Source organism: Pseudomonas sivasensis, from assembly GCF_013778505.1.
Lineage (GTDB): Bacteria > Pseudomonadota > Gammaproteobacteria > Pseudomonadales > Pseudomonadaceae > Aquipseudomonas > Aquipseudomonas sivasensis.
The window spans coordinates 218,437-230,000 of record NZ_JAAOWU010000005.1 but is presented as its reverse complement, the minus strand read 5'-3'; the positions used below and the strand labels follow the sequence as shown (position 1 = coordinate 230,000).

General features: G+C 52.3%; 12 protein-coding genes and 1 pseudogene. 10 read left to right on the top strand and 3 right to left on the bottom strand.

Features of this window, described 5'->3' with window-relative positions; genetic code table 11:
• The 7 genes and pseudogenes from G9Q84_RS11855 to G9Q84_RS11825 all read left to right on the top strand — a co-directional run bounded on the left by G9Q84_RS11855 (position 1) and on the right by G9Q84_RS11825 (position 4,117).
• On the top strand, positions 1-846 hold the full coding sequence (locus G9Q84_RS11855; protein WP_181643366.1) for a phage tail protein: 846 nt from the start codon (positions 1-3) through the stop codon (positions 844-846).
• Positions 821-1,027: a tail protein X gene (locus tag G9Q84_RS11850; protein ID WP_081797803.1), complete on the top strand. Its 207-nt coding sequence runs from the start codon at positions 821-823 to the stop codon at positions 1,025-1,027. Before G9Q84_RS11855 ends, G9Q84_RS11850 begins: the two co-directional genes overlap by 26 nt.
• A gap of 16 nt (positions 1,028-1,043) precedes the next feature.
• The gene (locus tag G9Q84_RS11845) at positions 1,044-2,087 is read left to right on the top strand and encodes a phage late control D family protein (RefSeq protein ID WP_181643365.1); all 1,044 of its coding nucleotides are present in this window, start codon (positions 1,044-1,046) and stop codon (positions 2,085-2,087) included.
• A 63-nt stretch (positions 2,088-2,150) separates the two neighbouring features.
• Entirely contained in the window at positions 2,151-2,714 is a 564-nt protein-coding gene (locus G9Q84_RS11840; RefSeq protein WP_181643364.1) for a glycoside hydrolase family 19 protein, read from the top strand.
• Complete coding sequence (locus G9Q84_RS11835) at positions 2,696-3,238, top strand: lysis system spanin subunit (RefSeq protein WP_181643363.1); 543 nt, start codon at positions 2,696-2,698, stop codon at positions 3,236-3,238. The genes G9Q84_RS11840 and G9Q84_RS11835 overlap by 19 nt, the downstream gene beginning before the upstream one ends.
• A 149-nt stretch (positions 3,239-3,387) precedes the next feature.
• A pseudogene (locus tag G9Q84_RS11830) lies at positions 3,388-3,597 on the top strand (DNA adenine methylase); the annotation flags it as partial.
• Between the two features lie 286 nt (positions 3,598-3,883).
• Positions 3,884-4,117 carry a hypothetical protein gene (locus G9Q84_RS11825; protein ID WP_181643362.1) on the top strand — a complete coding sequence of 78 codons (234 nt, stop codon included), beginning with the start codon at positions 3,884-3,886 and terminating at the stop codon, positions 4,115-4,117.
• Positions 4,118-4,257: 140 nt separating this feature from the next.
• Here the strand turns inward: G9Q84_RS11825 and G9Q84_RS11820 are convergent, their stop codons facing one another.
• Positions 4,258-4,836, bottom strand: coding sequence for a DUF1349 domain-containing protein (locus tag G9Q84_RS11820; protein WP_338104098.1), 579 nt, complete (start codon positions 4,834-4,836; stop codon positions 4,258-4,260).
• Positions 4,837-5,476: 640 nt separating this feature from the next.
• Here G9Q84_RS11820 and G9Q84_RS11815 point away from each other — a divergent pair.
• Positions 5,477-6,253, top strand: a complete 777-nt coding sequence (locus G9Q84_RS11815) for a hypothetical protein (protein ID WP_181643360.1) — start codon at positions 5,477-5,479, stop codon at positions 6,251-6,253.
• A 343-nt stretch (positions 6,254-6,596) separates the two neighbouring features.
• Here the strand turns inward: G9Q84_RS11815 and G9Q84_RS11810 are convergent, their stop codons facing one another.
• Together G9Q84_RS11810 and G9Q84_RS11805 are read right to left on the bottom strand one after the other, a co-directional pair.
• Entirely contained in the window at positions 6,597-7,238 is a 642-nt protein-coding gene (locus G9Q84_RS11810) for a hypothetical protein (RefSeq protein WP_034115146.1), read from the bottom strand.
• Complete coding sequence (locus tag G9Q84_RS11805) at positions 7,235-8,041, bottom strand: DUF4276 family protein (RefSeq protein WP_181643359.1); 807 nt, start codon at positions 8,039-8,041, stop codon at positions 7,235-7,237. Before G9Q84_RS11805 ends, G9Q84_RS11810 begins: the two co-directional genes overlap by 4 nt.
• 679 nt (positions 8,042-8,720) lie before the next feature.
• On the opposite strand from G9Q84_RS11805, the gene G9Q84_RS11800 reads away from it, so the two are divergent.
• A complete protein-coding gene (locus G9Q84_RS11800; RefSeq protein ID WP_338104095.1) occupies positions 8,721-10,229 on the top strand; it encodes an ABC transporter substrate-binding protein in 1,509 nt (502 codons plus the stop codon).
• A gap of 571 nt (positions 10,230-10,800) precedes the next feature.
• Entirely contained in the window at positions 10,801-11,397 is a 597-nt protein-coding gene (locus tag G9Q84_RS11795) for a hypothetical protein (protein WP_181643357.1), read from the top strand.
• Positions 11,398-11,564: the final 167 nt, after the last annotated feature.

Here is an 11,564-nt window from a genome sequence, read left to right as displayed (position 1 = left end):
ATGGCTTACATGGAGCAACTGCAATCGGGTTTCAAATCCCTGGTCCAGGCCGGCGAGGCGGGGCGCCATAGCATCGACGACATGGTCGGCCCGGTGAACGGCGCCATTGGCGAAATCACCGGAGCGGCGGATGAGCTGTCCAGCATTCCCGGCGTGCCACCTGGTGTCGGCGAAAAACTGCAACGGGTGATGCGGGGGATTAACGCTGCGCAGGCCAAGGTCGGCACGGTACTGGCGACCTACAGCAAAGCGACGCGCGCGTTGTCGGCAATTGACGAGCGCCTGGGCACGTTGAAGGAACAAGCCGCCCGTGCCAGCACCGCAATCAATCAGATCGCCGGCAAAGTCAGTCCGCGCCTGGCGAACATTTTGCCCACCAGCGCATTGGCGCCGAATGCCACGCCCCTGGCGGAAGCGGTCAAACCGTTTCCGCACCTGCTGATCCTTCAGCCGCTGCAAACGAATGCGCAGCCTTTCTACTTCAACCTGGACACAGCAGCGTTTAACGAACTAAGACGGCAGACGGAATTCCGCTGGGCCTCGCAGGAGCGGCTCAGTCGTCGGCCAGCGCAGCAAGCCGTGGGCGTGGGAGAAGATAAGCTCAGTCTCAAGGGCGTAATTTTTCCCACGTTCAAGGGTGGGCTGAAGCAGCTCGACACCCTACGTTCAATCGGTGGGCAGTTGCTGCCTTTGAACCTGACCACCGGCTACGGCGTTGTACTCGGCACCTGGTGCCTGCGCAGCATGGATGAGGAGCAAGGCGCGCTGCTGGCCGGCGGGATCCCACGCAAGCAAACCTTTAGTTTGGAGTTCTCGCGCTATGGCGATGATATGCAGAACGTCTGACGGCGACCTGCTGGATACCCTGTGTTATCAGCATTACGGTCACCTAAATGGCACGGTCGAGGCGGTGCTTGCCGCGAATCGGCTGCTGGCAGATGAGCCGCAACCGTTGCGTACTGGGCTGCTGATCACCTTCCCGGATATTGAGCGGCCAACAGTCGAGCAGGTGCAGTTGTGGGATTGAATATTGAGGACTACCCATGAAGCCAGTCTTTCGAATCGTCGCTGATGGCGCCGATATAACAGCCTTGATCAACGACCGTTTGCTGTTGCTGCGCACGTTGGACAAGCCCGGCATGGAGTCGGACGAGTTCGAGCTGCGAATCGATGACCGTGATGGCGCCGTAGCGCTCCCCAAGAAAGGCGCTGGGATTGAGGTTTACCTCGGCTACGACACCAAAGCCATGGCACGAGTGGGTCGGTACACAGTAGATGACATTGAGGTATCTGGTCCGCCGGACACCTTGGTCATTCGCGGCAAAGCCAGCGACATGCGTGGTAGCGGCAAGACCACCCGTAGCGGCAGTTGGGAAAATGTGACGCTGTCCAAGATCGTCAGCGACATCGCTGCGCGGAATGGCTGGAAGCCTGAATGCCCAGTAGGCTCGGTTGTGCCAAGGGCTGACCAGATGAATGAGTCGGACTACAACTTCATCACCCGGCTAGCTAAGAATCACGACTGCACGGCCAAGGTCGCTGACGGCAAGTTGTTGGTGTTGCCGCGTCAAAGCGGGCAGACCGCCAGTGGAAAGAATTTGCCCGCGATCACCATCCGGCGCAGTGACGTCAGTCGCTGGCAATTCCGCTTTGCCGACCGCACCACCCAGAAGGCCGTCAAGGCCAGCTACCAGGACAAGAAAACCGGCGAGTTGGTCAACCTGACCTTGGATAACGACGATGCGCCTGAAGGTTTGCCGCCGGTTCATACCGACCGGCACATCCACCCGAACAAGTCTGCAGCTGAGCAAGCAGCCAAGGCTAGGTTGGCAGCGTTCAACCGCTCGACTGCTGAAGTTCGGCTGGAGATGGTTGGGCGTACTGACCTGTTTGCTGAGCGACAGATTAACGCGCAGGGGTTTAAGGAAGGGTTGGACGGGGAATTTCTGGTCGACTCCGTGGAGCAGGTGTACACCCAGTCTGGTTGGAGTACCACGGTTGAGTGCAACGCAGGGAAGAAGGGTAAGGCCAAGGCGGCCGGCAAGAAAAAGAAGAAATCCAAGGAGGTCAAAGTCCTGGAGCTGTAACTGGCAGTACCTGCTTCACCACACGCCGCCATCGAGCGGTATTTTTTTGTCTGGGAAAAAGCCATGTCCATTACCGAGCAACAACTCCAACGCATCATGCCCAACGCCCGCCGCCAAGCGGGCGTTTTTGTATCCGCGCTCAACGCGGCCATGACCAACCGCAAGATCGATACGCCGAAGCGCCAGGCAGCGTTCCTCGCCCAGATCGGCCATGAGTCGGGCCAACTGCAATACGTGCGCGAGCTGGGGGGCGATCAGTACCTCAGCAAGTACGACACCGGCCCGTTGGCCGCCAAGTTGGGGAACACGCCGGCAGCCGATGGTGACGGTCAACGCTATCGCGGCCGTGGACTGATCCAGATCACCGGCCACGACAACTACCTGCGCTGCAGCCTGGCACTGTTCGGCGATGAGCGATTGCTGCGCACGCCTGAATTGCTCGAACTGCCCCAGTGGGCATCAGAGTCTGCCGCGTGGTTCTGGTCGATAAACGGATTGAACGCGCTCGCGGACAAGGGGGAGTTCAGCACGATCACCCGCCGGATCAATGGTGGGCTCAATGGGCTGGAAGATCGCCTGCAGCTTTGGGCCAAGGCGAGGGCAGTATTATGCGTCTCTTCGACCTGATCCCCGCGCAGTTCCGGATTGCGGTCGTTTCCCTAATGCTGGTGTTGCTGGCCTCTGGCTCTGCCGCATTAGCCTGGACCGTTCAGGGCTGGCGTTGCGGCCAGCAATTGGAACGCCAGGCCAGGCTGCAGGCTGACACCCTCAACGAGTTATCCCAAGCCGCTGCTGCCCTGCAGCGCACTGAGCAGGAAAAGCGCTTCGCCCTGGAGCAGCGCCTGCAGAACAAAGATGAAACCCATTACAAGGAATTGACCGATGAGCAAATCAAGCAGTCTCGTCTGCGTGATCGTCTGGCTACTGCTGATCTGCGGCTGTCAGTCGTACTCGCCGCCACCGATGCCACCAGCCACTGTTCAGTGCCAACCACCACCGCCACCGGCAGCGTGGTTCATGGCCCCGCAAGAGCCGAACTTGACCCAGCGCATGCTCAACGAATTCTCGACATCACCGATGCCGGCGACCAAGGACTGATCGCGCTGCGAGCCTGCCAGGCCTACGCAAAAGAAGTTTCTACGCCGAAGTAAAAGGAGCGGCCGGGCAGGATGCGTCAACATCCAATCCGGCCACCTTCCCCGCAGAACGTCCCTGCAAGTCCAGCCAAGGCTCCTGCTTCGTGCACAAAGCGGAGCGAGCCTGGCACTGTTTATCCATACGGAAAAGGTCTTGCTTTTGTATGTCCACACCCATCATCCCTTGGATGGGCGGCAAACGCCGCCTGGCCGACCGCCTTATCCCGCTCTTCCCACCCCAAGAATGCTACGTCGAGGTCTTTGCCGGCGGCGCCGCGCTCTACTTCATGCGTCCCCAGGCCGCGCCGGTTGAAGTCCTCAACGACATCAACGGCGACTTGGTGACGCTCTACCGCGTAGTGAAGAACCACCTGTAGGAGTTCGGCGCTTTGATCTCTAAGAAACACATATTCCTCATCTTTGTATGCTGCATTTCGTAGTTGCATCTCCCGCCATGCAAGGCACCGGCGAAGATAATCTTTTCCATCAATGAAAACTGGGTGGCTGGTTTCATTAGTTTTAGCAAATAAAAAAGGTTTTTTAAGAATTGTCCTAAAGGATTTCGTAACTGGTCTTGATAAGCTGAAACGATTAAGCCGTTTAGGAAACGCAGCTGTTCGTAGACTTTTATCACTCGTGAAAGGAACCACGACCTTGCCTATGATCGATAGTAAACTCCTCAAGCCTGGCAGCGATGCCTATCAGGCGACACGCCGCGCCTGGGATTCTGCGGTGTCGGTGCTATCCAAGGCTGATGCCGTCAAGACGCCGCCTCTGGAGATGCAACGGTTGCACGTAGAAGCGCAGCAAACGTTTGAGGCGTTATTTGCCGCAGGTGCCCAACTCGCTGAGGAAGTGGCAGACGCCATTGTCCAAGCCGAGCGCCACGATTGAGTGAACTGCATCATTACTACTAACACCGCTTATCTTCAAAAGGCCCTACACTTTAGCCCGATGTGAGGGCCTTTATGAATCGCTACTTCTGTGAGCGTCCGGCCAAGTCATCTGCATGACTGGCCTGCTCGGCGTCTTATCTAGCTCAAATCATGCAAGTCTCGCCCTAGAGGCTGACTCAACGACCATTCAGAAAACTTTACCCTCAACCCTTGCCGTTCTGGTGTGCAGCACATAGGGCCAACCGAATAGCTTTCCGCATCTGGAAATGGAGCAAGCCTGAGCAACGGCCAAGTCATGCCGTCTGTGGAGTATTGCAAGCGCAGCACTCCATCTGAAACGGTTACACGAAGCCAAAAATCGGCTGGGTCGCCAGGAAAGCAGCTGGGCGCCCAATCCGATGAGCCTTGTGTCAGAACGCTACTGATCATCGGCATTCCATCGTTATATTCTATTCCCGCCTTGAGCCAGGTCTCCTCATTGAGCCTGACCATAATTCCCGCTTGGTCATAGAGTTCACGAAAGTCGGCGTTAACCCTGACTTGAGCGGTAAAGTCTCCAGTGGTCTCAAACCCAAGGAAATGTCCGCTGTCTCGAATGAAACCATAATGAGTTTCACGCCAAAAATCGGTTTGGAAGTCAGTAAAAATCTCTAAAGAGTGGTCAGCAAAGCTTTGGCAAAAGCACGGTTTATTCAGCCATTTGGCAGTTTGCCAAATTGACGCTTCCGCGTTCTGACTGACCAATTCAATTTGTTTTTTTTCCACAACGCTACCCCCCCTCCATTGATTCGTTGAATCCTGCGCTGAAAACCAGTTTTCTCTTATGACTATCTAGCCGTTCAGACCGTATCAAACTCATAATCGCCGCCGCTCGTTTGTCGGCGCAAGCGAATCCATTTGTGTACGAGGTTTGCGTTGACGCTACGGCTAAATTCGACACTGGCAATCAAAGCATCGGGCCGGGCACACTACCGAATTACCTAGCCTTTGAAGGATTTGTAGTAGGAACGGCGTATTGGCAGCATGAGGTAGCCACTTGAAACGCTAGGACTGCCCCGACAGTGAGGTAGTGATTGGGTAAGTCAGCCAAGGGCAGCTTTCGGTCGTTTTCTGCTCGTCGTGAAAGTCAGAAAACGGCCAAAAACAGTCATTCAAGCCGCGCCTGGACCAGAATGACGCGCCCCCCAAACGGTCGCAATGGACGGTAAGCGCATCCATTGACTACCATGGTTTGAAGTTTACAATCACTAAAAATGTTTGCTGCGCTCACTGGACTCGCAAACGCTGCACTTCTGCACTTCTGCACTTCTGCTCGCTTGGCCGCTAGCAGCCACAAGATCGTATTGGGGATTAACCGTTGATAAAAGAGTATGCAGAGCAAAGCTTAAAAGAGGCTAAGGCTGCAAGATCAAAAATAACAAAAAAGCCAACAACCTTTATCGGCATAGAAAGCACCGGTGACTATGGCTTGTATCTTAAAAACTATGCAAACTGTCTTCTGAACAGGCAGATAGACATCTTTGACGATAGTGTTTTTTTATTGAGTCACAATAAAGTTCCATCAGCCTGCACTGTAAGTCGAGGCATGATAGAAACATACGCGTTCTCAAAGCTTCTCTCCCAAAAAATAGCAAAAACACTAGTCAATAAAAAAGGCAAAGAAAGCACAGAATTATGTATTGAGTTGATACTTGCATTTACAAACAGTTCAAGAGTCAAGCAGAACGAACAGGAAAAATTGAAAAATGGAGCATTTAAGCTAGAAGATTACCACTTTACTGAACAAGCGAAAAGCCGCATGGGAAATATGCTGGGCAGCAGCGAACATGTGATGAGTGCGCTTCGAGCTCTTTATAAAGATGAACTCGACCACACTAAAGCCACTGAAAGCGGTTTCGAACAAGCATACGAAGTATTAAGTGAGTGGGTGCACCCTTCTCAGACAAGCATCTTTCACAATTACGCAAAAGAAACCCATGTCATCCCTACGTCATTTGGCAATATTCACTTTTTAGATTCCGCCATGGCATCTTGCATTCGAGCATTGCACTTTATAACTGACAGTATGAATATTTACGACTGGACTAATGAATTAGCTGATGAGCTATCAGCTCGGTGCAATAAAATCTGCTAACAGATCAATAAACTAAGTTTTTTAGTCGCCGGACGCAGCAGAGCTGCGCCGGTTATACGTGAAGTCTCAGCTCGAAAACCTCTGCGAAGATTCAGAATTTCAATCTCCGACGCGTACTTTACTGTCATGGAAATCAAGGCGGAATTTTTCAACAGAGCTCGCCATCTGTGACCAGTGAATATTATCCATCCACGCATTACAAGTCACGAGCATCATGAGGTTCTCTCAACGGTGTAGTGCGAGTCATATCATTAGCAAACTCAACAATGAACAGCAAAGTGCTGAGACACCTCGAATGTACCTGAGCCTATCCATTAAACTTCAGGGGTTTTGTATGCATGGCCTACATATCAATGTACGCAGGAGGAGCATCTCGATGCTTGATAGGTTGTTGTGCCCCAGGCAACCATATGCACAGGCGAGACCATATTTGATAGCAGCAGCAATATAGCGCCATTGGGTCTTCATCTTCAGCTACGCAAAGACTGTCCAACTTTTTTTCCGCTGCGTGGCATGCGTCCTTTATCAAGTCTAGAACTATTTGCACGCTAGAATGATCAACACCATGCTCGAAGTTGTTCTTCGCAATTGACATCACCTCAGCAAAAATATCGAGATATTCCTGTCGATCATCGGGAGCTGTTATGGTGGCATCATAACCCCACCAGTGAATATCTTTCTGCGCCATTACACCGCCTAATAATCTAGCGGTCGAACACGCCCAGGCATAGACTTTGAAACCGGTCAACGCGCGCCAGTCATTTTCCACAACTGCCTCAACGCCATCGCTATCAATAATTGCCAAACGCGAGCCATGACTCATCGAAAAAATAGCGCGCTTTTCTCCCAGTAACTGATCATGAAGCCTATCCCGCAACGCATCGCAACCAAACAATTTTATATCAGTGTGTGCAGCTATCTTCTTTGCAACTGCAAGATTGGCTTCGGTTTGTCTGTCGCTATGAGTGACGAAAAAAATAGTCATTTTTTTGCCTTTCGCAGCGTAAAATCCCGAGCAACTCTAAGTAATTCAGTCACATACTGCTTTCCGATCTCTGTCCCCTCACCAATATTCCTGGCCAGTTCAGCTGCACTATAAATCTCGCCAGCAAGCGTTCGCCACGCTACAGCGTCCCCAGGGAGTTCACGTAGCAACGTAGAAAAAATGTCACGACTCACTGTGGATGACATGGCGTGATCGGGTAAGTCCGATGCCAGCTCCAAAACGTCACATATACCAGCAAGGAAATTCCTTAGAGAGGGAGATCTAGCCGCCGCCCTATGAATATCTAAATTCCGCAATACGTTATATCTATGAGGCGACTTCGTGATGCGTAACACTTGGCTTGCTAAATATTTCGGGTAAGGGATCGACTCTGGCAACGGCATGCGCTCGATGGTTCGTATTGCCGATTCATTCTTTGCGAGTGAACTAGCGATTTTATCATCCGCGAATAGCCAAGCTTCGATAGTAGGTACTGCACAAAAAACAGGTATCGAGGGATTGCCAAGTTGATGCTTCGCCTCTTCCCTAGAATCAAATACACTTGGTTCATCAGCATCTATTAATGCTATGTATTTAGTACTTCCATCATTAGTCAAGTTCTTGATGGTTTTTGCTATGCGGTGTTTGCCATTGCAAACCACTATGGTTGGAGTAAGGTGAGGGTTCATGGCGTACAAGATATTTTCAACAATGGCTGCATCCGTAGCACCCTCTACAAATATTACCAGTTGTGAAAATTCCAGCGGTATCTCGTTGTTTCGAAGCATTAATGACTTTCGCATAATTCATCCTTAATTCTGTGCTGAACTATTTCGATTGTTGATGAGCTCATCTGAAATCTGGCGAACTAATGCCTTTTTTGCCAGCCCAAATCGCACTTCGATTGCTGTTTTCCTGGCCGGAGATTAAAAAACAACAAAAAACCGAACCCTGGATTTCGATGTGCCCAAGCCATGGTTTTGAGACTCGTCAACGAAAGAGAGCTTTCTTTCCACTTTAATGCTCCCCACCCCAAATGGGGCGGGCCCTACCGGTAGCACATCTTAGCTCATGCCATAAAAAATCAGGACCTGAATGGGTGATATGCCACGATAAAAAGGCAGCACGAGGGTTAGATCAATCTACTCCCCTTAGTGACTGCTTTTGGCCGTTAGCTGTCTGTTGTAGGGAAGCAAGCGCCAACCACGCCGCAAGCGAGGATAACGGCCGCTTTGGTTATCGTGGCGCGCGATTGCTGGCCCCGCATGAGTGATGTCACAATGATGTGCCACGCCTTGCACGCTCAACGATAAGCGCGATTCACGGACTATCACCATGCCTAGCCTCTGTTACTGTTCTAACACGCCAGGCCCGCCGAAGAGACTTCTCCTGGTTCGGCTGCGTCGACTGCTGTGTTTTGTGCTCGTCTGGGGTCAGGCTGCGTGGGCGGGTCCTGGCCCTCAACAGAATGGCGCCGAACAGGTGATTGATGTCCAGCTACGTTGGAAACATCAGTTCCAGTTCGCGGGCTACTATGCCGCCATCGCAAAGGGCTATTACCGCGAAGAAGGACTGGACGTGCGCTTGCACGAAGGTGGCCCCCATGTCACACCGGTCGAAGAAGTGCTCTCTGGGCGTGCCCAATACGGCGAAGCCAATAGTGAATTGCTCTACGCACGTCTGCATGGAAAGCCCTTGGTAGCGCTGGCGGTGATTTTTCAGCATTCACCTTCCGTGCTCGTGGCTCGTACAGACCAAGGTGTTCGAACTCTGCACGACCTGATCGGCAAGCCGTTGATGCTGATGGATGCACAGACCGATGCCGATTTTCTGGCGATGTTCCGTAGCGAGGGTATACCCTTCGAAAAACTACAACTGCTACCCAGCAGTTATCAAATTGGGGATCTAGCCAGCGGTAAAGTGACGGCGTTCAACTCGTACCTGACCAACGAGCCCTTCTACCTGCAAGAGCGGGGCGTGGAATACAACATCATCTCGCCCGTCACCTACGGGATCGACTTCTACAGCGACATCCTGTTTACCAGCCAGGCCGAGATTGACGAACATCCACAGCGGGTGGAGGCCTTCCGCCGCGCTACCCTGCGCGGCTGGCGCTACGCGATGGATAACCCCGAGCAAATCATAGACCTGCTGCTCAATCAGTACTCGGTGGAGAAAACTCGCGCGCACTTGCAATTCGAAGCTCAGGCCATGCGTCCGCTGGTGATATCTGACCTGATCGAGATCGGTCATATGAACCCAGGGCGCTGGCAACGTATGGCTGAAACCTTCCTCGAACTGGGTATGGTCGACAATATCGCCGGTCTGGAAAACTTCATTTACGATCCCAACCCGCCACAGCTCATCGAGCGGCTGCGCAAGACCATTGTGCTGATCAGTATCGGCTGTGTGCTTGTCCTGATGTTCGCTCTGGTTCTGTTGAATGCCCAGCGCCATCTGCGCAACGAGATCAAGTTGCGCAAACTCGCCGAAGAGGAAGTACATAAGCTGGCCTTCTATGACAGCCTGACTGGCTTACCCAATCGCAATAGTTTTATTCCCTTTGCTAGTCAGAAGCTGCTGGCCGCAAAGAGCCGTGGAGAACATCTGGCCCTGTGCTATATCGACTTGAATCACTTCAAGCAGATCAATGATCGTTTTGGCCACCAGGCAGGCGATGCCATCCTGATCCACGTAGGCACGGCCATCAAATCCAATATTCGCGATTTCGAAATAGCCGCGCGCATGGGCGGTGACGAATTCGTAGTGCTGCTCGACGGCGCGCATCACAGAGGCGAAATCCAGCGCATCACCCATGAAATTTGCAAGGCCGTCGACCTGCCCATTCCATGGAAAAACAGCCAGATCAAGGTAAGCGCCAGCCTAGGGGTGGCGTGGTATCCGGAAGATGGCGAAGGTCTGGACGATCTGATTTTCAAGGCCGACACCGCCATGTTCCAAAGCAAAGCCAGTATCGCTGCGCAGGCTTGAAGCTGCTTGTGTGGTGCCCCTGCGAAAAGACTTGGTAGTTAGAAACCAGTGCGCCACTGCGGTTTGCGTGTGCGTCGTCCTTCGCATGACGTCTCTAGTCAGCGCCGTGACTGACCCGGATTGTAGAAGCTGAATGATCTAGAGCCGCCTACGGTAATCCTCCGTCCGCTTCTGGCCGTTTTATGCCTCTCTCCAGGGGCAGCAATCGGCCGAGGCTGTGTAAAAACGTTTTTGAGCACGTCAGGTGCTCAAAACTGGACTGGAAATCGCGTTTCTACGCGAAATCCACATCTGCAGACGTGCCGATAAATTTCAGATTTAACGTAGACGCGGACACTTCAATTTTGGCGAAGCGTTTTTACACACTCTGGGCCAATAGCTGCCTGTCGCGACCAAGGGATTACGACCAAAAGCGCGCATTTGCTGAAGCTCGGTTTGGATGTTTGGAGGAGTCTACGGAACTAGGGATGATTCAACTTGGTTGTGTTTTCAACCTTACTACGGTATCACATAGACTCCTGTAATCTTGGGCTGTCTTTAGGGAAGCCGTTAGAAAGTCTTAAGGATTTTTATGACCTCTGCATACCTTGCACCAACTGAGTACGATCAACCTAAGCCCATTGACGGCGAGTATCTCGCAACAGTGTTTGAAACGTATGCTGAGTTTCAATACCTGGGGCGCAAGGTCCTAGCCAAAATTTCCGCCCAAGGCTCCATGAACGCGGATGGAAACCCTGGAAGAGTCGTTGTGAAAGGGGATGATGTGGAGATCACATGGAGTGGAAGTGCCCCGTATAAACCCTTCGAGTACGCTCGCAGTGATGAAAGAGAAGTTCGGTACGAGCTCTCTTTGATCGCCTCTTTAGTGCCCGAAGAATTTGATCAACCTCATCCACTTGCTGATAACCCATATGGCTTCAAATGTCGAACTAGAAGTATAGACGTAGAGTTTGGGGTGCTTGAGAAATATCGCGCCAGATTGGACGGCTACATACAGTTTCCTATTATAGATGCCCCCTGTGTAGTCAAACCTCTAGAAGGCGAGCCTCTGAAATGCTTGGTGGTTTTTGATGAAGAGACCATTTTCCTAGCCAAGAGGTATGGCCGGGAGGTACATGATCGGTTAGTGGCGAAGGCAGTTAACGAATTGCGAACTCTCCTTCCCTAGATACGTTATTACGGGGCCGTTGTGGCCGTATGGGCCGATCCTAGTTTCGTAGATAGCCCAGGAAACTCGTGATTGTCCACTCGTGGGCCAATAGCGGCCTGCCGTGACCGGCAGCTATCGGCCAATAGCGGTAAGTCAGAAGTCGTAAGAATGCAGTTCAGAATCTG